Raw genomic sequence first — 23,927 nt, forward strand, 5'->3', positions numbered from 1 at the left:
GCCTAAGTCGAGCGGTTCTTCGCGCGCAGAACCGAGGGCGGTCCGAGCCACGAGGGGGGAGGCTCGGACCGTCCGCAGTGGTGCCTTCCGTCAGATGTCCGCAGGTCGGTCTGCCGTTGCGTCCAGCGCCCGCAGCACGTCCGCGACCAGGTCCTCCGGGTCCTCGGCGCCCACGGAGAAGCGGACGAAGCCCTCCGGCACCGCGTCCCCGCCCCAGCGTCCGCGCCGCTCGGCCGTGGACCGCACGCCGCCGAAACTCGTCGCGTCGTCCACGAGCCGCAGGGCGTCCAGGAAACGGTCCGCCCGCTCGCGGGACGGCAGTGTGAAGGACACCACGCACCCGTAGCGGCGCATCTGCAGCGACGCGATCCTGTGGGACGGGTCGTCGGGCAGCCCCGGATAGCGCAGGCCCGTGACCTCCGGCCGCTCCCGCAGCGCCTCGGCGAGCCGCAGCGCGGTGGCGCTCTGCCGCTCCACGCGCAGCTGCAGCGTGGCGATCGACCGGTGGGCGAGCCACGCCTCCATGGGCCCCGGAATGGCGCCGACGATCTTGCGCCAACGCCGCACGGCGGCCATCGCCCCGGCGTCCCGGCCGGTGACGTACCCGAGGAGCACGTCGCCGTGTCCGGTCAGCTGCTTGGTGCCGCTGGCCACCGCGAAGTCCGCGCCGAGCTCCAGCGGGCGCTGGCCCAGCGGCGTCGCCAGGGTGTTGTCGACGGCGACCAGGGCCCCCCGCGCGTGGGCCGCTTCGGCGAGCCGCCGCACGTCACACACGTCCAGACCGGGGTTGGAGGGCGTCTCGATCCACAGCAGCTTCGCGCCGTCCAGCACTTCCAGCTGGGCGTCGCCGCCGGTCGGCGCGGTGCGCACCTCGATGCCGTACGCCTCCAGCTGGGCGCGCGCCAGTGGCAGCGCCTGGTAGCCGTCGTCCGGGAGGACGACCGCGTCCCCCGCGCGGAGCTGGGAGAACAGCACCGCGGAGATGGCGGCCATGCCGGAGGCGAACACCAGCGTCTCGACGCCGTCCCGCCCCGGAGCCTCCAGTTCGCCGATGGCCCGCTCCAGCAGGGTCCACGTCGGGTTCTCGTCCCGGCCGTAGGTGTACGGGCCGGTCGGGTCGCCCGGCAGATGGAAGTGGGCGGCGAACACCGGCCCGGGCAGGGTCGGCTCGTGCTTCACCGGCTCGGGCAGCCCGGCCCGCACCGCACGGGTGCCGTCGCCCGGTCCGCCCGTGCCCCTTGTCGCGTCGCTCATGCCGCCCGTCCTTCCACCTGCTCGCGCACTGCGGCGAGCAGTCCTTGGCTCGCCGCCTCCACCATCTCAAGACACACGTCAAAACCCTCAGGACCCCCGTAGTAGGGATCGGGCACGTCGAGGTCGTCACCGGCGGCCGGGTCGTACGACCGCAGCAGCCGCACCTTCTCCGCGTCCCGCTCCGTGGGGGCGAGGCGGCGCAATGTCCTGAGATGACCGGCGTCCAGCGCGACGACCAGATCGAGACGGTCGAACCAGGAGGGGTCGAACCGCCGGGCCGTGTGCTCGGCGTCGTAGCCGTTCCCCCGCAGCACGGCGGCGGCGCGGGGATCCGCGCCCTCGCCCTCGTGCCAGCCGTCGGTGCCGGCGCTGTCGATCTCGACCAGCTCCTCCAGCCCGGCCTCGGCCACGCGCGCGCGGAAGACGAACTCGGCCATCGGGGAACGGCAGATGTTGCCGGTGCAGACGAAGCAGACGCGGTAGGTCATCCTGGTCAGTCCCCGTCGGGCAGGACGACGTTCAGGGCCCAGGAGACGACGGAGATGATCAGGCCGCCCAGGACGGCCGTCCAGAAGCCCTCCACGTGGAAGCTCAGGTCGAGCTGGCCGGCGAGCCAGGAGGTGAGCAGCAGCATCAGGGCGTTCACCACCAGGGTGAACAGGCCCAGGGTCAGGATGAGCAGCGGCAGGCTCAGCAGGTTGACCACCGGCTTGACCAGGACGTTCACCACGCCGAAGATCAGCGCCACCAGGAGCAGGGTGCCGATCTCCTTGCCGGTGTCGTCCCCGGTCAGGGTGATCTTGTCGAGGAGCCAGACCGCGACCGCGAGGGCTCCCGCGTTGGCGACCGTCTTGACTAGGAAATTCTTCATGTGTCTGATCGTTGCAGACAGCATCGTGATCGGGCAGTGAGAGAACAGGGGCGGGACCAGTGAAGGCATTCCGGCTGGACGAACTGGAAGCGGAACGCGCCGCGAACGACGGGGCGTACCTGCAGTTCCTGCGGGAACGGAACATGTCGGTCGGCCTCTACGCCCTGGACGCCGGCGCCCAGGACCCGCAGCAGCCGCACGGCCAGGACGAGGTGTACTTCGTGGTCAGCGGCCGCGCCTCGATCACCGTCGGCACGGAGACCACGGAAGTGGCGCGCGGCAGCGTCGTCTACGTACCGGCCGGGGTACCGCACAAGTTCCACCACATCAGCGAGGACCTGCGGGTCCTGGTGGTGTTCTCTCCCCCGGAGAGCTGAGGCCCGGTCTCGGGGTTCCCTAGGGGACGGGTCAGGGGAGGACAAGGGATCCAGGGCCCCCGCCGGACCCCCGGCCGCCCTAGCATCGAGTGCAGGACGTCATCGACACGACCCGGCGGGCAGCGGGCGGAGAGGTAAGGACGAGGCCATGCGAGAGATCTTCACGGGACTGCCGTGGTGGGTGAAGTGGATCGCGGTGCCGGTCATCGCCCTGGTGGTGTTCGGCGGTCTGATAGCGAGCGTGGTCGGCTTCGTCGTCGGCCTGCTCTTCAAGGCGCTGGTCTTCGTCGCCCTGGTCGGCGGACTGATCTACGTCGTGCGGAAGTTCACGGCGAGTTCCTCCTCGCGCGACTGGTGAGCCGACGGGAACCGGCGGGACGGTAACAGGAAGCGCCGGTTCCCTCGGGTGGGGGAAGTTTCCGCTCAGGACCTCCTGGGAGCGGTGACGGCCGGTTAGAGTCCGGAACTCGACGCGGGGCCGGTCCCCGCGAGCGGCGACCCCACCACCCGTGTTCCCCGCACGGGCTGCCCCCTCGCGTTACGGGAGTGACCCTTGGCCACGACTGGCACCGCCCCCGCCTCTCGGACCGCGGTCCCCCCGCAGCCCCGTTCTCCGGCACCGCCCGCCTCTCCCGCCGGTGCGACTCTCATCGGCTCGGTCCAGCGCGCCATGCGCCTGCTGGAGACCGTCGCCGGTCACGAGCACGGTGCCCCGGCCAAACAGCTGGCCCGGGAGACCGGGCTGGCGCTTCCCACGGCCTACCACCTGCTGCGCACCCTGGTGCACGAGGGGTATCTGCGGCGCGACCGCGGACTGTTCTTCCTCGGGGAGGCCGTCGAGCGGCTGAGCAGCAGCGGAGCGCGGCAGAAACGTCGCAGCACGGTGACCGACACCCTCGCCCGCTGGCGGGACGCGGTGGGCGCCCCCGTCTACTACGCGGTGTACCACGACGGCGAGATCGGTCTGGTCGGCGTCGCCGACACCCCGGCCGCCCCGGCTGTCGAGGAGTGGGCCGACTTCCGCGAGACCGCTCACGCCCACGCCCTGGGCCAGTGTCTCCTCGCGCAGCTCGACGAGGCGGCCCGGCGCGACCATCTCGACCGCTATCCGGTGCGGCCGGTCACTCCGTACACGGTGCGCGACGCCCACAGCCTGCTCCGCCGCCTCGAACGCGCCCGGGACAGCGAGATGGTGACCGAACGTCAGGAGTACGCGCTGGGGACGGTGTGCGCCGCGATCCCTCTCACGGTCGGCGCGACAGCGGCGTCCGTGGCGGTCTCGCTGCCCGTGCACCAGGCCGAACGGCTCCTCCCAGCGGTCCAGCGGCTGCAGGCGGAAATGCGCCGTCTGCCGGGGTCGCTCGCACTGTCTATCAGTATCTGAAAACTCACTCCTTGTGATCTGCTGTGTACGTTCAGCAAGATTCCCTCTGGTGTCAGGGTCCATGCCCGGCCAGTCCGCGGCGAATGACGGGGTAGGCGATGCGCGAATCCGTACAGGCAGAGGTCATGATGAGCTTTCTCGTGTCGGAGGAGCTTTCCTTCCGCATTCCGGTGGAGCTGCGTTATGACACCTGTGATCCCTACGCGGTGCGGCTGACCTTCCATTTGCCCGGAGACGCCCCGGTGACGTGGGCGTTCGGCCGGGAGCTGCTGGTCGACGGCGTGGGCAGGCCCTGCGGCGAGGGCGATGTGCGGGTCGCGCCGGTCGACCCCGACACCCTGGGCGAGGTGCTGATCCGGCTGCAGGTCGGCAGCGACCAGGCGCTGTTCCGCTCGTCGGCCGCCCCGCTCGTGGCCTTCCTCGACCGCACCGACAAGCTGGTGCCGCTGGGGCAGGAAGGGGCGCTCGCCGACTTCGACGCTCATCTCGACGACGCGCTGGACCGCATCCTCGCGGAGCAGAGCGCCGGCTGAGGCGTTGGGCCGACCGGGTGGGCCGGTGGCGTAACGCTTCAGCGCGCCCCCGGCCCGGCGCTCGACCCGCGACGGGGGACGTCAGCGCTTGCGGCGTCGGCCCCGTCCGCCCCGCACCATGGCCGGCCGGGGCTCCGGCGCGTGTCCCGCCGTCCGCCCGGGCACCGGGGCCCGGTCCGCCGGGCGGTCGGCCGAGACGACCAGCGCGGCCAGGGCCGTGGTGACCGGCACGGAGGCGACCAGGCCGATCGAGCCGATCAGCGTGCGCACGATCTCCTCCGCGACCAGCTCGCTGTTGGCGACCGTCCCCACGCCGCTCTGCGCGACCGAGAACAGCAGCAGCAGCGGCAGCGCGGCGCCCGCGTAGGCGAGCACCAAGGTGTTGACGACGGACGCGATGTGGTCGCGGCCGATGCGGATGCCCGCGCGGTACAGCGCGCGGCGTCCCATCGACGGGTTGGCCTCGTGCAGTTCCCACACCGCGGACGTCTGGGTGACGGTCACGTCGTCGAGGACACCGAGTGAGCCGATGATGATGCCCGCGAGCAGCAGGCCGCTCATGTCGATGTCCGGATAGAGACCGTGGATCAGGCCGGTGTTGTCGTCCGTATTGCCGGTGAGGGCCGACCAGCCGATGAACACGGACCCCAGGATGCCGATCAGCAGCAGCGAGACCAGGGTGCCGAGCACCGCCACCGAGGTGCGGGCCGACAGCCCGTGACAGAGGTACAGGGCGAGCAGCATGATCAGGCTCGCTCCCACCACCGCCACGACCAGCGGGTTCGAGCCCTGCAGGATCGCCGGCAGGATGAAGAAGGTGAGCACCAGGAAGCTGACCGTCAGCGCGACCAGCGCCATGACGCCCCGCAGCCGGCCCACGGCCACCACGGCGAGAGCGAAGACACCGGCGAGCAGCGCCAAGGGGAAGCGGCGGTTCACGTCGGCGACCGAGTACTGCAGGTCCTCCGGTGCGGAGGGCTCGTAGGCGACGACGACGCCCTGGCCCTCGCTCAGCTGCCGGGACTGGTCCGGCTGCACGATCTCGGTGAACGTCCGGCCCTTGTCCTTGCCGGTGTCGACCCGGATCGTCGCCTTCTTGCAGGTGCCGTTCGCCTGTCGCTGGGCGGAGGATCCCTCGGCGGTGGAGGTGTCACCGGTCGGGACGCCGGCGGAGGGGTTCGCGGAGGAGCAGTCCACCGCCACCACGTCGGTGACGGTGGCCTGCTGCGTCTGGCGGTCGAAACCGACGCCGGTGCGCTCGTGGGCGGGGGCGCCGCCCGGCCACAGGACGGCAAGGCCGACGAGGACCGCGGCGGCGAAGGGGATGAGGACCGCGGCGATGACCTTGCGCAGGTGGCGGGAGACGGGGGTGGCCGGGCCGTGACTGTGGCTGTGCCCGTGGTGGGCCCCGCCCGTCGGCACCGGATCACCCGGCGTCGTCGGGGCGTTCAAGCGCCGGTGGGAGCCGGTGTGCTCGTGCGAGCCCGTGCGCCCCTGCCCGGGGCCGTGCTCGTGCCGCTGCCCAGGACCGTGCCCGGGCTGGGCGTCGGCACCGTGCGGTGGCTCGGACGGCGGGTACGGAGGCGGAGAGTTCGAGGTCACCGACCGATCATCGCAAGAAGGAAGGGTGCCCTCTGGTCACCGCGCCAGAAGTGCCGCTAGCGTGGAGGCACCTTTTGTACACGCGGGAGCTCGGAGCACCGGGCTGAGAGGGCGCTGACCTCCGTCCCAGCGATGTTCCACGTGAAACATCACCGACCTCGAGTGATGTTTCACACGGAGCGTCGACAGACGGAAACCGCTGCGTCGACCGCCGAACCTGTTACCGGGTAATGCCGGCGTAGGGAGTAGGTCTCATGACCAACAAGGACGCACGCACGCCTGCCTCCGCGCAGAACCCGACGGAGACGTCGGAGGCCACGGAGGCCGGGAAGTCCATCGGCTGGCACAAGGCGTACGTCGAGGGCAGCCGCCCCGACCTGCGCGTGCCGGTCCGTCAGGTGCACCTCACCAACGGGAAGTCGGTCACTCTGTACGACACATCAGGCCCGTACACCGACCCGCTCGTCGACACCGACGTCCGCCGGGGACTGGCCCCGCTGCGTGAGAACTGGATCGTCGCCCGCGGCGACACGGAGGAGTACGCGGGCCGTCCCGTCCGACCCGAGGACGACGGGATCAAGCACACCTCGCCGCGTGGGGGCCTGCGCAATCTCGACGCGGTCTTCCCCGGCCGGCCGCGTCAGCCACGCCGGGGCCGTGACGGCCGGGCCGTCACCCAGCTCGCGTACGCGCGCCGGGGCGAGATCACGCCCGAGATGGAGTTCGTGGCGGTCCGGGAGAACGTCTCCCCCGAGGTCGTCCGCGAGGAGATCGCGGCGGGCCGCGCGGTGCTGCCCGCCAACGTCAACCACCCGGAGACCGAGCCGATGATCATCGGCAAGCGGTTCCTGGTGAAGGTCAACGCCAACATCGGCAACTCGGCGGTCACGTCCTCCATCGAGGAGGAGGTGGAGAAGATGACCTGGGCGACCCGCTGGGGCGCCGACACGGTCATGGACCTCTCCACCGGCCGCAACATCCACACCACCCGCGAGTGGGTGCTGCGCAACTCCCCCGTCCCCATCGGCACGGTGCCGCTCTACCAGGCGCTGGAGAAGGTGGATGGCAAGGCCGAGGAACTGACCTGGGAGATCTACAAGGACACGGTCATCGAGCAGGCCGAGCAGGGCGTGGACTACATGACGGTCCACGCGGGTGTCCGCCTCGCGTACGTGCCGCTCACCGCGAACCGCAAGACCGGCATCGTCTCGCGCGGCGGTTCGATCATGGCGGCGTGGTGCCTGGCGCACCACAGGGAGTCGTTCCTGTACGAGCACTTCGAGGAGCTGTGCGAGATCCTCGCCGCGTACGACGTCACGTACTCGCTCGGTGACGGCCTGCGGCCCGGGTCCATCGCGGACGCCAACGACGAGGCGCAGTTCGCGGAGCTGCGGACGCTGGGCGAGCTCAACCGGATCGCCAAGCGGCACAACGTACAGACCATGATCGAGGGGCCGGGGCACGTCCCGATGCACAAGATCAAGGAGAACATCGACCTCCAGCAGGAGATCTGCGAGGAGGCGCCGTTCTACACGCTCGGTCCGCTCACGACGGACGTCGCGCCCGCGTACGACCACATCACCTCGGGCATCGGCGCCGCGATGATCGCCTGGTGGGGCACGGCCATGCTCTGCTATGTCACGCCCAAGGAGCACCTGGGCCTGCCCAACCGGGACGACGTGAAGACCGGCGTCATCACGTACAAGATCGCGGCTCATGCCGCCGACCTCGCCAAGGGGCACCCGGGCGCCCAGGAGTGGGACGACGCGCTCTCCGACGCGCGCTTCGAGTTCCGGTGGGAGGACCAGTTCAACCTGGCCCTCGACCCGGACACGGCCCGTGAGTTCCACGACGAGACCCTCCCGGCGGAGCCGGCGAAGACGGCCCACTTCTGCTCCATGTGCGGCCCGAAGTTCTGCTCCATGAAGATCTCCCAGGACATCCGCCGCGAGCACGGCGGCAGCCGCGCCGAGATCGAGGAGGGCATGGCCCAGAAGTCCCGCGAGTTCGCGGCAGCGGGCAACCGCGTGTATCTGCCGATGGCCGACTGAGAAGGTGACGGGGTGGTTCCGCCGCTGAGCGGAGCCACCCGGTCCTCGCCCGTGGGTCTGCGCTGCTCCGGGAAAGGGAGCAGCGCAGGTTCTCGAGAAACCGGTTTGGTGCCTGGTGGTGGACGCTCGTACGGTCGTGCACGTGAGGAGCATGGTCGTCGGCGAGCCGCGCAGGCTGGGAGTTCCCGGGCACGAGGCGAGACTGAGCTTCGAGACGGAACTCCACGGACTGGGGGCTGCGCCGCGGCGCAGGCTGCTGACGCTCGACGGGAAACCCGCGTTCGAGCTGTCCATGTGGTGCGGTACGTGTCAGTTCCTGTTCCGGCGGCTCGAGGGCGCCGACGGGACGCTGTCGTTGGAGGACCTGCGGGAACGCCTCGCGAACCGGATCTCCGGCCTGGACGACGGCATCCTGACGGCGTTCGGCTCCCTGCTGCCGGAAGGCGACTACCTCCCCCTGTTGCTGCGTGTCGAGCCACGGTTGGTCCTTCCGGGGCAGGACGGCGACTACTTCAGCAACGAGCAGGTGGCCACTTGGGGGCCCGATCGGTTCTGGGGTCTGCCGGAGCACCCTCGCACGCCGTACTACCGCACGTTCGAGACCGTGGTCGACGACACCGCGCATCTCTACGAGTTCGTCGTGCCCATGGTCCCTCCGCTGTGGAACGACCGGGAACGGGTGGAGCAGTACGTCCGGCGGATGCGGCGAGGAAGTGTGCCGACGGCGGTAGCGGTTTCGACTCTGGATCTGTGCGGTCCCGCGGTGAGTCCTCACCCGGCCGACGGCTACGAGCACTGGGGGCTGACGCATTTCCTGCTCGACGGTCACCACAAGCTGGAGGCGGCGGCATCGGCCGGACGCCCCGTGCAGATCCTGTCACTGCTGGCCGTGGGCGAAAGCTTGTCGAGTCACGATGACCACCGCAGGTTGCCGGCCTTGCGCGCACAACCCCGCCTGAGCCGAGAGGCTCGACCCGCCCGGTGATGCGGAGTCGTGCGAGGGCCCTTGCCGGCGTCGCTCGGGCACAGGGACGGGCGGCGACGATCAGGGACTCCGTGTCGGGAGGCCGGCTGGCGGTTGATCGAACCGGGGCGTCTGTTCCTGCGGCACCTCGCTAGGCAGCGTTACGACTCGCGGGAGTCGAAGGAGAGCCGCGACAGTCGGGGCAGTCGGCGGCGCATTTCGTCCGCGTCGTCGAAATCGAAGTCTTCTCCCGTGCCGGCCGTGGCGCTGTTCCGCCGCTCAGCCGACCGGTACTCGGCCCAAGCCCCGTAGAAGGCGTCCGGGTCGCCTGTGAGACGTGTGAAGGCGCCTTCGGCCATGTAGTTCACGTCTTCGTAGAACACCGCCTCGTGGTCGCACGTGGCCGCGGCTGCGACGACGGCCGGGTGGTCGGCGAGGCTGTCGGGGTCCACTGTGACGCGCTCGTACCAGTCCCGCCCCAGCGCGATCACCCCCGCGCGGAAGTCCATGAAGCTGTCGTCGGAGCAGCCGCCGCCTATGAGATACGCCGCCGCCCAGACGTCCCAGCGGTACAGAGCGTCGTGGATGTCGTCGAACCGTTCGGCGTACTCAAGGATCTCCTGCGGCGGGCATGCGACGAGGAGGTCCAGCAGTGCCTCGTCGAAGAGCTCACCGGACTCGGCGACCGACGAGCGGGCCGATTCGATGAGGCTCCAGAACCGTTCCGCGTTCATGGGACCTCACTGTGTCATCCCGGTATGACAGCGGGCGGTGGCCGCTGGTTCGGCTGCCTCACGGACGTTGGGCGTCTCGCAGGTGGTCGGCCTGGAGGGTGATCAGAGCGGTGGGGAAGTGACGGTCCGTTCCTATGCTGAGTTCGGAGAACGTGGCGATGGTGTTGCCCGTGCGGACGACGACCGTGTGTGTGTTGTTGTCGCCCGCCTTCGGGTCAAGGGGGGTGATCGACCGGAACGCCACCGTCTCGTCTCCGGCCTTCGGCGCTCGTTCGGGGCGTACCGTCGTCCTGGTGGGACCCGTGTAGCTTTCGCCCTCGTACGCGCGGCAAGTGGTGACCGCCTTCTTGACCTCGGCGAAGCGCTCCTCCGCCTCGCCCTCCTCGAAGGAGGCGAGTGTGGAGCTGCCGCCCATGATGTTGTCCCTCCAGTTGAAGATCTGGAAGACGTGGGCGTGCGAACCCTTGCCGTCGACGATGTCGATGAGCGGCTGACAGGCGGGGTCGGACACGGGCGGGAGGGTACGGCCGCCGGAGCCGGGTTCCTGCACGGGGACGGGGCCGGCGACCCGTGGCACCTCGCTCTCCTTCAGAGCGGCCTGGGCGAGCTGCGCTGTCGTCAACGGTTTCGACGCCGGCGCTCTGGCCGCGGCTTCGGGCTTCTGCGCGGGGGAGCACCCCGCCGCCAGGAGCACTCCGATGGCGGCTGCCCCGGCTGCCGACGTCAGCCGATGTCTGTGTGCGCGCACGAGTCCCTCCAGGACCGCGGTGGAATGGAGGAGCCGACCATAGCGAGGTGTGCGGCGGCGCGCGGGTGTTTTTCGATCACGGATGCGAAGGCGTGTCCGGAGCCGCGCCGTGGGTCACCTCGTGGTTTTTGGCGGGGATGGGCAGACTGATGCCATGGCAGCGAGGGCGATGAGCAAGGGGTCCAATCTTTCCGTCGAGGCTCCCGTGGTGCGGGCCGAGCTCGCCTGGGCGGCGGGGCCCGGTGTGCCCGACCTCGACGCGTCGGCCCTGCTGCTCACCGCGGCCGGGCGGGTGCGCGACGACGCGGACTTCGTCTTCTACAACCAGCCCCGCCACGCCTCCGGGGCCGTGCGGCACCTGGGCAAGCGGCAGGCCGACGGGGCCGCCGCCGACACCGTCGAGGTGGACCTGCGCTCCGTGGAGCCGGCGATCGAGCGGATCGTGCTCGGGGCGTCGGCCGACGGCGGCACCTTCGGCCAGGCGCCCGGGTTGACGCTCCGGCTCGTGGACGCCGGCTCGGGCACCGAGCTCGCCCGCTTCGGCATGGCGGCGGGCTCCGAGACCGCCTTCATCGGCGGTGAGCTGTACCGGAGGCAGGGTGCGTGGAAGTTCCGCGCGGTCGGGCAGGGGTACGACTCCGGCCTCGCCGGACTCGCCACGGACTTCGGTATCACCGTCGACGACCCCGGCCAGGCGCCCGTAGCCGCAGTCGCGCCTCCGCCGCCCCCGCCCGTCGCCCCCGCTCCCTCCGCGCTACCCCCGTCCGGCGCCACCCGCCTCACCAAGGGGGAGGAGCGGCTGCCCGTCGACATGCGCAAGCGGCTGTCCCTGCGCAAGGAGCAGGTCGCGGTCAGCCTGCGCAAGCACGGGGCCGCCGAGATCACCGCGCGGGTGATCCTCGTGCTGGACGCCTCCGGGTCCATGTCCTTCCTGTACTCCAAGGGCGTCGTCGCCGACGTCGTCGAGCGGATGGCCGCGGTCGCCGCCCAGCTGGACGACGACGGGGAGATGCAGGCCTGGACGTTCGCCACCCACCCGGTCCGGCTGCCGGACCTGCGGCTCGGCGAGCTTCCCGAGTGGCTGCGGCTGCACGTCCGGGTGGGGGAGATCGCCCTGTTCCGGCGCAAGCGCAAGAAGGGCCTCGATCCGAGCCAGGTCGACATGCGCGACGTCGGCATCCAGAACGAGGAGCAGAAAGTCATCGCGGAGGTGCGCGCGTACGTGCGCGGGCACCCGACGTCCGACCCCACGCTCGTGCTGTTCTTCTCCGACGGCGGGGTCTACCGCAACGCCGAGATCGAGGCGCAGCTGCGTGAGGCGGTCGAGGAGCCCGTGTTCTGGCAGTTCGTGGGGCTGGGGCACGCCGACTACGGCGTGCTGGAGCGGTTCGACACGCTGACCGGGCGACGCGTCGACAACGTCGGCTTCTTCTCCGTCGACGACATCAGCACGGTCCCGGACGCGGAGCTGTACGACCGGCTGCTGTCCGAGTTCCCGCAGTGGGTCAGGGCGGCGCGCGGGGCGGGCATCCTCTGACACCCCGCCCCCCCCGGGACGTACGCCGGAGCCCCGGCGTGCGCCCCCGCGCGCGGCCGTGACGCTACTCCGGCTGGTGTTCCGGACCCCCGAAGGCGGGGCTCGAGTAGTCCGGGCTGGAGTAGCTGGGCCGGCTCCCCCGGTTCACCCCCTCCTCGGGACTGGAGAAGCCCGGCCGGCCGTACCCCAGGTGCGGGATGCGGCTGGTCGGCGCGGGCGGCGCCGTGCGCTGCGGTGCCGTGGCTCCCGCCGGATCCTGAAGCGCCTCCCGCAGGAACGGCACGATGCCCCGTTCCAGCAGCGCCTCATGCCAGGCCGCCCTGGCCCGGGCCACCTCTTCGTCGAGCTCCCGGTCCGTCCCGCCGAGCGCCGAGGGCTTGTTGCGCAGCGCGGTGAGCAGCAGCCCCGCTCCGGCGACGAGGATGGCGACGGCCGTGACCGCGCCGAACACCCAGCCGGTGGTGAGCATCGTCCGGGCGAAGTCGTTGCCGGAGTCGAGCGTCCGCAGGACGAAACCGACGAGCAGGAATATCGCGGCGGCGGTCCCGGCCAGGACCGGCGCCAGGACGGCGACGACGGCCGCCGCCCCCGCTCCGGTGGCCTCGGCCATCTCGCCCATCGGCGCGGCGAACCCCGCCGCGCCGGTGCTCCCCGGCTCGCCGCTGCCGGAGTCGCGCACGTCCGGGGCGGCCGAGGGCGGCCGGCGGGCCTCCTCGCGGACCTTCACGTAGTGCTGGTACTCCGTCGCCGCGGCCGCGCTGATGAGCGCGGTGGCGTTCAGCGCCATCGTGCGCAGCTGCTCCGAGTTGAGCCGCTGTCCCACAGCGGCCGGCTGCGGGCTGTGCGGTGCGGAGCGCAGCGCCTCATCGAGAATCCGCTCGTAGTCCTGGCGGTCCTCGCTCAGCAGGTGCTGCGGAACGCTGTTCATGTGCATCCCCCGATGCTCCGTAGGGCTTGGGGCTCGGCATGCTGACGAGCCGTCGGGCAGAAACGGAGGGGAGCCTGCTACGGATAAGCCGATGGTAGAGCGGTGACGGCGCGCGGTGACAGGGGGTTTACGGAAATTACCGTCCCCGGGATGCGGTCGCGGACCGCCGCAACACGGCCCGCCGGCACCTCAGTTGGACAGCGGCAACTGCCGTACCAGCAGTTTCCCGGCCATCGTCACGCCGCCGTCCATCGCGATGGCGAGTCCGTCGGCGTACACGTGCGGTTCGGCCACCGCGGGACTGTTGTCGTCCTCGCCGTCCTCGGAGCCGACCTCGCCCAGCAGATACGGGATCGGGCTGTGTCCGTGAACGACCCGGGTGCCGCCGTACGTATCGAGCAGGGAGCGCACCGCGTCGGCGCCGCCCTCGTCGCGGAAGGAGAACCGCTTGGTGAACTTGCGGAACAGGTCCCAGACCTCGTCGGCGTCGTTCCGGGTGAGGGTCTCGCGGATCGTGTCGTTGACCTCTTCGATCGACCGGCCGTAGTCGAGGTAGGCGGTGGTGTCCGAGTGCAGCAGGAGATGGCCGTCGACCTCCTCGACGGCGTCGAGGCGGGCCATCCACTGCAGGTGGTGGTCCTGGAGGCGGTCCATGTCGGTCTTCTGGCCGCCGTTGAGCAGCCAGGCCGCCTGGAAGGTGGCGGTGCCCGCGCCCGAGTTGACGGGCGTGTCGCCGAACCGCTTGGCACCGAGCAGCAGCAGTTCGTGGTTGCCCATGAGCGCTTTGCAGTAGCCGCCGGCCGCGGCGGCCTCGGCGGACAGCCGCATCACCAGGTCGATGACGCCGATGCCGTCCGGGCCGCGGTCGGTGAAGTCGCCGAGGAACCACAGGCGCGCGGTGCCGGCGCACCACTTGCCCGCGGAGTCGATGAGGCCCTGCTCCTGGAGGGCGGCCACCAGCTCGTCCAGGTAGCCGTGGACGTCGCCGACCACGTACAGCGGGCCCTTGCCGGTGGCGGGCTGCGGGGCGGGCGCGGCCACGGGGTCGACGGTCACCTGGACCGTGTCACCCCGGTTGATGACGGGGAGGTCCCGCTGGGTCGGCGTGTACCCGTCCGGGTACGCCTCCTCGGCCGGCGGGACGACGTCACCGGGGTGCGTGCTGTGGACGTACGGACCGGTCTCGTGGACGTACGCGGGCACCCGGAAGTCGCGCAACGTCGCCGTCCGTTCCGCCTCGGGTCCCTGACCGGCCCCCTGAGTCATCGACCCCTCCACCATCGCGCCGCATCTGCACCGCGTCGGACTGCCTGGTCGCAGCGGCCCGCGGTGTCGTGGGCCCATCATAGGAATGCGGATCGCGCCGTGTGATGACCCAGGGGTGGTGAATCAGAACAAGACTCCGGTTCACTGCGGCTTTCGCCCCGTTTGCGGTGGTCTCCGGCCGTCCGGAACGCGTCCTTCCCCAGCACGCGGTCGCCCCCCCGGACGCCTGACGGTCCTCCGGCCGGGCTTCGTCCGGCGACCGGCCGGTGGTCCGGATTCCGGTTACGGGCAGCCCCTGCCGTCCCCATCCCTGTCCCATGTTCCCCGTGTCCCCGTGTCCCCGTTCCCCGTGACCGGCCGGTCGTCGAGCGTCCAGTACCCGGGCCACCCGGAACCGGCAGTGGCCGGTCGTGCCGCTCCCCGTTCCAGGAATCCGGTGCCCTGACCTGCCCTCCGGCCGCCCGGCCGTCCCCTCGTCATCCCCGCGGCGCGTCCCCGCGCATCCGCGCATCCACCACCGGTGACCGGACCGTCCCGCCGGACGGCCGGTCCGTGTTCTCCCGGGAGCTCCGAGCGGGCCGGGTCCCGCCTCGCTTCACCCCTCCGGAAGCGGGGCGTTCCCCCTGGTCGTCCGGCCCTTCGTGCCCCGGGTGCTCACGTCCCCTGCGGCGACCTCGGCGGGCTGACCGTCGTGCGGGGCGGCCGGCGCTGCGAGGACGTGCGCACGATCAGCTCGGTCGGTATCACCTGCTCGACCGGCTGGTCGGAGTCGACTCCCTCGATGGCGTCGATCAGCAGCTGCACCACGGCCGTGCCGATGCGGCGCGGTTTCAGGGAGAGCGTGGTGACGGGCGGCTCGGTGTTGGCGTAGACCGTGGACTCGCTGCAGCAGACGAGGAGCAGGTCGTCGGGCACCCGCAGCCCGTAGCGGCGGGCCGCGGCGAGCAGGTCGGTGCCGTTGGGGTCGAAGAGCCCGTAGACCGCGTCGGGGCGGTCCGGGCGGGCGAGCAGTCGGTCGGCGGCGACGGCGCCCGCGCACGGGTCGTGCGCCGGGTACGCCTCGTACACCGGGTCCTGTCCCACCCGCTCGCACCAGTGCAGGTACGCGGTGGTCGACAGGTGGGTGTACGTGTCGGTGGTGGTGCCGGTCAGCAGGCCGATGCGGCGGGCGCCGGCGTCGGCGAGGTGGTCGAGGATGCCGAGCACGGCGGCCTCGTGGTCGTTGTCGACCCAGGCCGTGACCGGCAGGGAGCCGGCCGGGCGGCCGTCGGAGACGACGGGTAAGCCCTGGCGCACCAGTTCGCCGACCACCGGGTCCTGGTCGGAGGGGTCGATGACCACCGTGCCGTCCAGGGCGACGTTCGACCACACGTCGTGGCGGGAGGTCGCGGGCAGGATGACGAGGGCGTAGCCGCGGGCGAGCGCGGCGGAGGTGGCGGCCCGCGCCATCTCGGCGAAGTACGCGAACTCGGTGAAGGTGAAAGGTTCATCCCCGTACGTCGTCACGGTCAGGCCGATGAGTCCGGACTTCCCGGTGCGGAGCGTTCGGGCGGCGGCCGAGGGGCGGTACCCCAGTCTGTCGGCCACCTCGCGGACGTGGCGCCGGGTGGCGTCCGGGAGCCGGCCCTTGCCGTTGAGGGCATCGGAGACGGTCGTGATGGAGACTCCGGCGGCGGCGGCCACGTCCCTGATGCCCGCTCGACCCGGCCGGCTGCCTCGGCGTGAGGTTTCCGCGCGGCTCACCTGGTGCTTCCCTGCTGCTGTCATGGCGAGCCGATAGTAGGGCTCATGCGGTGGGGTAGGGCGGACGCATATGCACGCATTGGCAGGCACGTTTCTGCATGATCATTTAGTGTCAACCGCCTGCGAAACCATGGGTGTTGAACGTTCCAATGCCAGCCCCTGGCGTGTCCGCGCATGCGAGCCTGGCGAGGGTGTGATGTTGCGAAGAGGTCTCAACTCACCTGCACGGGTGATGCGCGCCACGGCGCGAACCACCGGCGCATAGATATATGTGCAGCGCGCCCCTGACATGCACGCCCTTCGCACCCGTACGGGCGATGTCGCCTGTGTTGTCCATGTGACGGACGGGAAGGCAGGAGCCGTCGCCGTCCCTATACGCAGCGACGCCGAATCCTCATAAGGTGAGGAGTATTGGATGTCGGCGGCGGTCATGGGCCGCCGGTCTTCGCGAGGAGGACTGCGGTGAGCGAGACGAGCCCCAAGCTGCGCGCCGAGCTGGAGGGGATCCCCACCTACAAGCCGGGCAAGCCCGCCGCGGCCGACGGGCCGGTGGCGTACAAGCTGTCCTCCAACGAGAACCCCTATCCGCCGCTGCCGGGCGTGATGGAGACCGTGACGGCCGCGGCCTCCTCCTTCAACCGCTACCCGGACATGGCCTGCACCGCCCTGACGGCCGAGCTGTCCGAGCGCTTCGGGGTCCCGGCGTCCCACCTGGCCACGGGCACCGGCTCGGTCGGCGTCGCCCAGCAGCTGCTGCAGGCCACCTCCGGCCCCGGCGACGAGGTGATCTACGCCTGGCGCTCCTTCGAGGCCTACCCGATCATCACGCAGATCAGCGGCGCCGCGTCCGTGCAGGTCCCGCTGACCGAGGGCGACGTGCACGACCTGGACGCGATGGCCGACGCGATCACCGACCGGACCCGGCTGATCTTCGTCTGCAACCCCAACAACCCGACCGGCACCGTGGTGCGCCGGGCCGAGCTGGAGCGCTTCCTCGACCGGGTGCCCGGGGACGTCCTGGTGGTGCTGGACGAGGCCTACCGCGAGTTCATCCGCGACCCCGAGGTGCCGGACGGCGTGGAGTTCTACCGGGAGCGGCCCAACGTCTGCGTGCTGCGCACCTTCTCCAAGGCGTACGGTCTCGCCGGGCTGCGCGTCGGTTTCGCCATCGCCCACGAGCCGGTGGCCGCGGCGCTGCGCAAGACGGCGGTGCCGTTCGGTGTGAGCCAGATCGCCCAGGAGGCCGCGATCGCCTCGCTGCGGGCCGAGGACGAGCTGATCGGCCGGGTCGGCGCCCTGGTGTGCGAGCGGAACCGGGTGATGGACGGGCTGCGCGCCCAGGGCTGGACGGTGCCCGAGTCCCAGGCCAACTTCGTGTGGCTGCGGCTGGGGGAGCGCACCGTGCCGTTCGCGCAGGCGTGCGAGCAGGCCGGTGTGGTCGTCCGGCCGTTCCCGGGCGAGGGGGTGCGGGTCACCGTCGGTGAGACGGAGGCGAACGACCTCTTCCTGAAGGTGGCCGAGGAGTTCCGTACCCAGGGCTGACCCGCGGGTGCGAGGGGCGGCCGGCGGGTGATCCGCCGGCCGCCCCTCGTCGTGTCCGGGGCGGGTTCGTCCCCGCGTCCGGAGACGCCGGGCGAAGGGGTTGACATCACACCGGACCCCCCTTCCGGGTCGTGAAAGCAGTACGTCATAATTGCTTGTGAATGTGAACGCGTTCACAAGCGCATCCCGTTTCTCCCGAGATGACCGGGGACGGAGCGGGCTCAGCGCGGCTGCTGCACCACGGCGAAGTAAGGAGCGACGACGTGGATCTGGCTCTGGCGCCGGAGACCCTGGCGCGATGGCAGTTCGGAATCACCACCGTCTACCACTTCCTCTTCGTCCCCCTGACGATCTCGCTCGCCGCCCTTGTCGCCGGGCTGCAGACCGCCTGGGTGCGGACGGAGAAGGAGAAGTACCTCAGAGCGACGAAGTTCTGGGGGAAGCTCTTCCTGATCAACATCGCGATGGGCGTCGTCACCGGCATCGTGCAGGAGTTCCAGTTCGGCATGAACTGGTCCGACTACTCGCGGTTCGTCGGTGACGTCTTCGGGGCGCCGCTCGCCTTCGAGGCGCTGATCGCCTTCTTCTTCGAGTCCACCTTCATCGGCCTGTGGATCTTCGGCTGGGACCGGCTGCCGAAGAGGATCCACCTGGCCTGCATCTGGATGGTCTCGATCGGCACGCTGCTGTCGGCGTACTTCATCCTCGCCGCCAACTCCTGGATGCAGCACCCGGTCGGCTACCGGATCAACGAGGAGAAGGGCCGCGCCGAGCTCACCGACTTCTGGCTGGTGCTCACCCAGAACACCACGCTCAACCAGGTCTTCCACAGCTTCTCGGCGGCCTTCCTCACCGGCGGCGCCTTCATGGTCGGCATCGCGGCCTTCCACCTGCTGCGCAAGAAGCACATCCCGGTGATGCGCACCTCGCTGCGGCTCGGGCTGGTCACCCTGGCGGTCGGCGGACTGTTCACCGCGGTCAGCGGCGACACCCTCGGCAAGGTCATGTACGAGCAGCAGCCGATGAAGATGGCCGCCGCCGAGGCCCTCTGGGACGGCGAGGCACCCGCGCCCTTCTCCGTCTTCGCCTACGGCGACGTCGACGAGGGGCACAACAAGGTCGCCCTGGAGGTCCCCGGCCTGCTGTCCTTCCTCGCCCACAGCGACTTCGAGTCGTACGTGCCCGGCATCAACGACACCAACGAGGCGCTGCAGGAGAAGTTCGGACCCGGCGACTACAAGCCCATCGTGCCCGTCGCCTACTGGGGCTTCCGCTGGATGATCGGGTTCGGCATGGCCTCCTTCTCGGTGGGTCTGCTCGGGCTGTGGCTCACCCGGAAGAAGTTCCTGCTGCCGGCCGCGTACCGCACCGGCGAGGACGAGGTGCCGCGTCTGGTGCTGCTGAAGCAGCCGCTCGGTTCCCGGCTGACCCGGCTGTACTGGCTGGCCGCGGTGTGGACCATGGCCTTCCCGCTGATCGCCAACGCCTGGGGCTGGATCTTCACCGAGATGGGCCGTCAGCCCTGGGTCGTCTACGGCGTGATGCGCACCGAGGACGCGGTCTCCCCCGGCGTCTCGCAGGCCGAGGTCATCACCTCGATGACCGTCTTCACCCTGCTCTACGCCGTGCTGGCCGTCATCGAGGTCAAGCTGCTCGTCAAGTACGTCAAGGCCGGGCCGCCCGAGCTGAGCGACTCCGACCTCAACCCGCCCACGAAGCTCGGCGGCGACGTCCGTGACGCCGACAAGCCGATGGCCTTCTCGTACTAGGCCGAGGGAGCTGCACTGTCATGGAACTGCACGACGTCTGGTTCGTCCTGATCGCGGTCCTGTGGACCGGCTACTTCTTCCTCGAGGGCTTCGACTTCGGGGTCGGCGTCCTGACCCGGCTGCTGGCCCGCGACCGGGCCGAGAAGCGGGTGCTCATCAACACCATCGGGCCGGTCTGGGACGGCAACGAGGTCTGGCTGCTCACGGCCGGCGGAGCGACCTTCGCCGCCTTCCCCGAGTGGTACGCCACCCTCTTCTCCGGCTTCTACCTGCCGCTGCTGGCCATCCTGGTCTGCCTGATCGTCCGCGGTGTCGCCTTCGAGTACCGGGCCAAGCGGCCGGAGGAGAACTGGCAGCGCAACTGGGAGACCGCGATCTTCTGGACCTCGCTGCTCCCGGCGTTCCTGTGGGGCGTCGCCTTCGGCAACATCGTGCGCGGGGTCAAGCTCGACGCCGACTTCGAGTACGTGGGCACCGTCTGGGACCTGCTCAATCCGTACGCCCTGCTGGGCGGTCTGGTCACGCTGACCCTGTTCACCTTCCACGGCACGGTGTTCACGGCCCTCAAGACGGTCGGGGAGATCCGGGAGCGGGCACGGAAGCTGGCCCTGAAGGTGGGGCTCGTCACCGCCGTGCTGGCATCGGCCTTCCTGCTGTGGACGCAGGCCGAACGCGGTGACGGCGCCAGCCTGGTCGCGTTCGGTGTGGCGGTCGCCTCGCTGGTCGCCGCTCTGGCGGCCAACCAGGCGGGACGCGAGGGATGGTCGTTCACCCTGTCCGGCGTCACGATCGTGGCCGCGGTGGCCATGCTCTTCCTGACGCTGTTCCCGAACGTCATGCCCTCCACGCTGGAGCCCGAGTGGAGCCTGACCGTCACCAACGCCTCGTCCGCCCCGTACACCCTGAAGATCATGACCTGGCTCGCGGTCATCGCCACCCCGCTGGTGCTGCTCTACCAGGGCTGGACCTACTGGGTCTTCCGCAAGCGGATCGGCACCCAGCACATCGCCGATCCCGTGCACTGAGGTGTGTTTCACGTGAAACCAATCGACCCCCGCCTCATCCGGTACGCGCGTGCCACCCGGGGCTTCCTGGCAGCGGTCGTCGGCCTCGGGGCCGTCGGCGCGGGGCTGGTCGTCGCCCAGGCCATGCTCATCGCCGAGATCGTGGTCTCCTCCTTCCAGGACGGCCGGTCCGCCGGTGAGCTGCGCACGCCGCTGCTGCTGCTCGTCGCGGTGGCGGCCGGCCGCGGCCTGGTCGGCTGGCTGACCGAACTGGCCGCGCACCGGGCGAGCGCCGCCGTGAAGTCGGAGCTGCGGGGGCGGTTGCTGGACCGGGCGACGGCACTGGGACCGGGGTGGCTCGACGGACAGCGCACCGGGTCGCTGGTCACCCTGGCGACCCGGGGCGTCGACGCCCTCGACGGTTACTTCTCCCGGTACCTCCCCCAGCTGGGGCTCGCGGTGGTCGTACCGGTCGCCGTGCTGGCGCGGATCGTCACCGAGGAGTGGGTGTCGGCGGCGATCATCGTCGGCACCCTGCCGCTCATCCCCGTCTTCATGGTGCTGATCGGCTGGGCCACGCAGAACCGGATGGACCGCCAGTGGCTGCTGCTCTCCCGGCTGTCCGGTCACTTCCTGGACGTCGTCGCCGGGCTGCCGACGCTGAAGGTCTTCGGCCGGGCCAAGGCCCAGGCCGAGTCGATCCGCAGGATCACCGCCGAGTACCGGCGGGCGACCATGCGGACGCTGCGGATCGCCTTCATCTCGTCCTTCGCGCTGGAACTCCTCGCCACCCTCTCGGTCGCGCTGGTCGCCGTGACCATCGGCATGCGCCTGGTCTACGGCGAGCTGGACCTCTACACGGGCCTGCTCATCCTGATCCTGGCTCCGGAGGCGTATCTGCCGCTGCGTCAGGTCGGGACGCAGTACCACGCGGCCGCGGAAGGACTCGGAGCGGCCGAGGAGATCTTCACGGTGCTCGAGACGCCCGCGCCCGCGGCGGGGAAGGGCGCGGTGCCGCGGGGCGCCGTCGCCTTCGAGAACGTGACGGTCCGCTACCCCGGCCGGTCCACGGACGCGGTGACGGACGTGTCCTTCACCGTCGCCCCCGGAGAGACGGTCGCGCTCGTCGGGCCGAGCGGGTCCGGCAAGTCCACCCTGCTCAACGTGGCGCTGGGCTTCGTCCGCCCCGACGCGGGCCGGGTGAGCATCGGCGGCGCCGACCTCGGCGGACTCGACCTCGCCGACTGGCACCGCCGCGTCGCATGGGTGCCGCAGCGTCCGCACCTCCACGCCGGGACGATCGCGGAGAACGTGCGGCTGGCCCGTCCCGACGCGGACGACGCGGCGGTGCGGCGCGCGCTGCGGGACGCGGGCGCGCTGGACTTCGTGGACGCCCTGCCCGAGGGGGCCGACACGGTGCTGGGCGAGGACGGGGCGGGCCTCTCGGCCGGGCAGCGGCAGCGGCTCGCGCTGGCCCGGGCCTTCCTCGCGGACCGGCCCGTGCTGCTGCTCGACGAGCCGACGGCAGCCCTCGACGGCGCCACGGAGGCCGAGGTCGTGGCGGCGGTACGGCGGCTGGCGGAGGGCCGGACGGTGCTCCTGGTGGTGCACCGCCCGGCGCTGCTCGCCGTCGCCGACCGGGTGGTCCGGCTGACGGCGCCCGCCGCTCACGACGGGGTCGCGGGCGGGGCGGCCGCCGCCGCTCGGACGGACGCACCCGTGGCGCCGGGCGCCGTATCCGAGGAGGACTCCGAGCCGGAGACGGTCCCCGACGCCCCCACCGAGCCCGCTCCCGGCGGGGTGCTCGCCCGGGTCCGTGCCCTGTCCGGCGCCCGGCGGGGGAGGATCACGCTCGCGCTGCTCCTCGGCACGCTCGCCCTGGGCAGCGCCGTCGGCCTCATGGCGACGTCCGGCTGGCTCATCTCCCGCGCCTCGCAGCAGCCGCCGGTGCTGTACCTGATGATGGCCGTCACCGCGACGCGCGCCTTCGGCATCGGCCGGGCCGTGTTCCGCTACGCCGAGCGGCTGGTGTCCCACGACGCCGTGCTGCGCGTGCTGGCCGACACCCGCGTCGCGGTCTACCGGCGGCTGGAACGGCTCGCACCCGCCGGACTGCGCGGCACCCGCCGGGGTGACCTGCTGACCCGGCTGGTCTCCGACGTGGACGCGCTCCAGGACTACTGGCTGCGCTGGCTGCTCCCCGCCGGTGCCGCCGTCGCCGTGTCCGCCCTGTCCGTCGGCTTCACCGCGTGGCTGCTGCCCGAGGCCGGCGCCGTGCTCGCGGCCGGGTTGCTGGCGGCGGGCGCGGGCGTCCCGCTGCTCACCGGCGCCGTGGCGCGGCGCACCGAGCGCAGGCTGGCGCCGGCCCGCGGCGTCCTCGCCACCCGGGTGACCGACCTGCTGACCGGCACCGCCGAGCTGACCGTCGCCGGGGCGCTGCCCGCGCGGTCGGAGGGGACGCGGCGGGCCGACGGCGTCCTGACCCGCATCGCCTCGCGGTCCGCCGCCGCCACCGGCCTCGGCGACGGGCTCACGGCGCTGATCTCCGGCCTGACCGTGACGGCCGCCGCCCTCGTCGGTGTGCAGGGCGTGGCCTCCGGCCGGCTCGACGGCGTGGCCCTGGCCGTGGTGGTCCTCACCCCGCTGGCCGCGTTCGAGGCGGTCCTCGGCATGCCGCTCGCCGTGCAGCACCGGCAGCGGGTGCGCCGCAGCGCGGAGCGCGTGTACGAGGTGCTGGACGCCGCGGCGCCCGTGCGTGAGCCGGAGACGCCCCGGCCGGCTCCGCTCTCGCCGTTCCCGCTCGTCCTCGAGGGGCTGACGGCCCGCCACCCCGGGCAGGACCGGGACGCGCTCGCCGGACTGGATCTCACCCTGGAGCGGGGCCGCCGCGTCGCGGTGGTCGGTCCCTCCGGCTCCGGCAAGACCACCCTCGCCCAGGTGCTGCTGCGGTTCCTGGACCCCGGCGCCGGTTCCTACACGCTCGCGGGTGTGGACGCCCGCGCCCTGGACGGGGACGGCGTACGGCGCATGGTCGGGTTGTGCGCGCAGGACGCGCACCTGTTCAACAGCTCGATCCGGGAGAACCTGCTGCTGGCCCGGAAGGACGCGACCGAGGCCGATCTGCGCGACGCGCTCGGCCGGGCCCGGCTGCTGGACTGGGCGGACGGACTGCCGGACGGGCTGGACACGCTCGTCGGTGAGCACGGCGCGCGGCTGTCCGGTGGTCAGCGGCAGCGGCTCGCGCTGGCCCGGGCGCTGCTGGCGGACTTCCCCGTGCTGGTGCTGGACGAGCCCGCCGAGCACCTCGACCTGCCGACCGCGGACGCGCTCACAGCGGATCTGCTGGCCGCCACCGAGGGCCGCACGACCGTCCTCGTCACCCATCGGCTGGCCGGCCTGGAGGCGGTGGACGAGGTGATCGTGCTGGACGCGGGACGAGTGGTGCAGCGCGGACCGTACGCGGAGCTGCTCGTCGTCGACGGACCGTTGCGGGACATGGCGCTGCGGGAGGAGGCGGCGGGAGCCCTGGTGACGGCGTCCTGACGGGCACCCGCGCACGCGAGAGGGGGCCGCCTCGACGGTGTGTCGGGACGGCCCCCTCCGGCACGTCGGGCGAGCCG

At 71.4% G+C, this 23,927-nt stretch carries 20 protein-coding genes; 11 read left to right on the forward strand and 9 right to left on the reverse strand.

The features are described from left to right. Positions 1-90: 90 nt before the first annotated feature. Genes C1708_RS16630 through C1708_RS16640 form a run of 3 tightly spaced genes read right to left on the reverse strand, consistent with a single transcriptional unit; the run spans position 91 to position 2,125 of the window. Complete coding sequence (locus C1708_RS16630; protein ID WP_106413421.1) at positions 91-1,254, reverse strand: cystathionine gamma-lyase; 1,164 nt, start codon at positions 1,252-1,254, stop codon at positions 91-93. Continuing rightward, positions 1,251-1,742, reverse strand: coding sequence for a low molecular weight protein-tyrosine-phosphatase (locus tag C1708_RS16635; protein ID WP_106413422.1), 492 nt, complete (start codon positions 1,740-1,742; stop codon positions 1,251-1,253). Before C1708_RS16635 ends, C1708_RS16630 begins: the two co-directional genes overlap by 4 nt. Positions 1,743-1,747: 5 nt before the next feature. After that, the gene (locus C1708_RS16640) at positions 1,748-2,125 is read right to left on the reverse strand and encodes a phage holin family protein (protein ID WP_106413423.1); all 378 of its coding nucleotides are present in this window, start codon (positions 2,123-2,125) and stop codon (positions 1,748-1,750) included. Between the two features lie 59 nt (positions 2,126-2,184). On the opposite strand from C1708_RS16640, the gene C1708_RS16645 reads away from it, so the two are divergent. From C1708_RS16645 to C1708_RS16660, 4 genes are all read left to right on the forward strand, one after another. Continuing rightward, the gene (locus C1708_RS16645) at positions 2,185-2,502 is read left to right on the forward strand and encodes a cupin domain-containing protein (protein WP_048457242.1); all 318 of its coding nucleotides are present in this window, start codon (positions 2,185-2,187) and stop codon (positions 2,500-2,502) included. Positions 2,503-2,650: 148 nt separating this feature from the next. Continuing rightward, positions 2,651-2,860: a DUF5326 family protein gene (locus tag C1708_RS16650; RefSeq protein ID WP_093549636.1), complete on the forward strand. Its 210-nt coding sequence runs from the start codon at positions 2,651-2,653 to the stop codon at positions 2,858-2,860. Positions 2,861-3,172: 312 nt separating this feature from the next. Continuing rightward, positions 3,173-3,886 (forward strand): IclR family transcriptional regulator, encoded by a 714-nt coding sequence (locus C1708_RS16655; RefSeq protein WP_106413424.1) that lies wholly within the window; start codon positions 3,173-3,175, stop codon positions 3,884-3,886. A 98-nt stretch (positions 3,887-3,984) separates the two neighbouring features. Beyond that, positions 3,985-4,419 carry an SsgA family sporulation/cell division regulator gene (locus C1708_RS16660; RefSeq protein ID WP_106413425.1) on the forward strand — a complete coding sequence of 145 codons (435 nt, stop codon included), beginning with the start codon at positions 3,985-3,987 and terminating at the stop codon, positions 4,417-4,419. 81 nt (positions 4,420-4,500) lie between these two features. On the opposite strand, the gene C1708_RS16665 is transcribed toward C1708_RS16660, so the two are convergent. Then, positions 4,501-5,871, reverse strand: coding sequence for a YibE/F family protein (locus C1708_RS16665; protein ID WP_437077580.1), 1,371 nt, complete (start codon positions 5,869-5,871; stop codon positions 4,501-4,503). Between the two features lie 404 nt (positions 5,872-6,275). Between C1708_RS16665 and thiC the strand changes: the two genes are divergently transcribed. Continuing rightward, a complete protein-coding gene (gene thiC, locus C1708_RS16670) occupies positions 6,276-8,072 on the forward strand; it encodes a phosphomethylpyrimidine synthase ThiC (protein ID WP_106413427.1) in 1,797 nt (598 codons plus the stop codon). A gap of 151 nt (positions 8,073-8,223) precedes the next feature. After that, positions 8,224-9,057 (forward strand): hypothetical protein, encoded by an 834-nt coding sequence (locus tag C1708_RS16675; protein WP_106416336.1) that lies wholly within the window; start codon positions 8,224-8,226, stop codon positions 9,055-9,057. A gap of 140 nt (positions 9,058-9,197) precedes the next feature. Here C1708_RS16675 and C1708_RS16680 read toward each other — a convergent pair whose 3' ends face one another. Further along, positions 9,198-9,770: a DUF4240 domain-containing protein gene (locus C1708_RS16680; protein WP_106413428.1), complete on the reverse strand. Its 573-nt coding sequence runs from the start codon at positions 9,768-9,770 to the stop codon at positions 9,198-9,200. Positions 9,771-9,828: 58 nt separating this feature from the next. Continuing rightward, on the reverse strand, positions 9,829-10,281 hold the full coding sequence (locus tag C1708_RS16685) for a hypothetical protein (protein WP_241911272.1): 453 nt from the start codon (positions 10,279-10,281) through the stop codon (positions 9,829-9,831). 391 nt (positions 10,282-10,672) lie between these two features. Here C1708_RS16685 and C1708_RS16690 point away from each other — a divergent pair, with 391 nt between their 5' ends. Next, positions 10,673-12,055 carry a VWA domain-containing protein gene (locus C1708_RS16690; RefSeq protein WP_106413430.1) on the forward strand — a complete coding sequence of 461 codons (1,383 nt, stop codon included), beginning with the start codon at positions 10,673-10,675 and terminating at the stop codon, positions 12,053-12,055. 64 nt (positions 12,056-12,119) lie between these two features. On the opposite strand, the gene C1708_RS16695 is transcribed toward C1708_RS16690, so the two are convergent. The 3 genes from C1708_RS16695 to C1708_RS16705 form a co-directional block, all read right to left on the reverse strand. Further along, positions 12,120-12,989 (reverse strand): hypothetical protein, encoded by an 870-nt coding sequence (locus tag C1708_RS16695; RefSeq protein WP_106413431.1) that lies wholly within the window; start codon positions 12,987-12,989, stop codon positions 12,120-12,122. Between the two features lie 183 nt (positions 12,990-13,172). Next, on the reverse strand, positions 13,173-14,264 hold the full coding sequence (locus C1708_RS16700; protein WP_106413432.1) for a metallophosphoesterase: 1,092 nt from the start codon (positions 14,262-14,264) through the stop codon (positions 13,173-13,175). A gap of 639 nt (positions 14,265-14,903) precedes the next feature. After that, positions 14,904-16,016 carry a LacI family DNA-binding transcriptional regulator gene (locus C1708_RS16705; protein WP_106413433.1) on the reverse strand — a complete coding sequence of 371 codons (1,113 nt, stop codon included), beginning with the start codon at positions 16,014-16,016 and terminating at the stop codon, positions 14,904-14,906. A 438-nt stretch (positions 16,017-16,454) separates the two neighbouring features. On the opposite strand from C1708_RS16705, the gene hisC reads away from it, so the two are divergent. From hisC to cydD, 4 genes are all read left to right on the forward strand, one after another. Then, a complete protein-coding gene (hisC, locus tag C1708_RS16710; RefSeq protein WP_106413434.1) occupies positions 16,455-17,534 on the forward strand; it encodes a histidinol-phosphate transaminase in 1,080 nt (359 codons plus the stop codon). A gap of 263 nt (positions 17,535-17,797) precedes the next feature. Continuing rightward, a complete protein-coding gene (locus C1708_RS16715; RefSeq protein ID WP_106413435.1) occupies positions 17,798-19,303 on the forward strand; it encodes a cytochrome ubiquinol oxidase subunit I in 1,506 nt (501 codons plus the stop codon). A 20-nt stretch (positions 19,304-19,323) separates the two neighbouring features. Continuing rightward, positions 19,324-20,328, forward strand: a complete 1,005-nt coding sequence (gene cydB / locus C1708_RS16720) for a cytochrome d ubiquinol oxidase subunit II (RefSeq protein WP_106413436.1) — start codon at positions 19,324-19,326, stop codon at positions 20,326-20,328. Positions 20,329-20,340: 12 nt separating this feature from the next. Beyond that, positions 20,341-23,850 (forward strand): thiol reductant ABC exporter subunit CydD, encoded by a 3,510-nt coding sequence (gene cydD / locus C1708_RS16725; protein WP_106413437.1) that lies wholly within the window; start codon positions 20,341-20,343, stop codon positions 23,848-23,850. Positions 23,851-23,927: the final 77 nt, after the last annotated feature.

The organism is Streptomyces sp. DH-12, assembly GCF_002899455.1.
Taxonomy (GTDB): domain Bacteria; phylum Actinomycetota; class Actinomycetes; order Streptomycetales; family Streptomycetaceae; genus Streptomyces.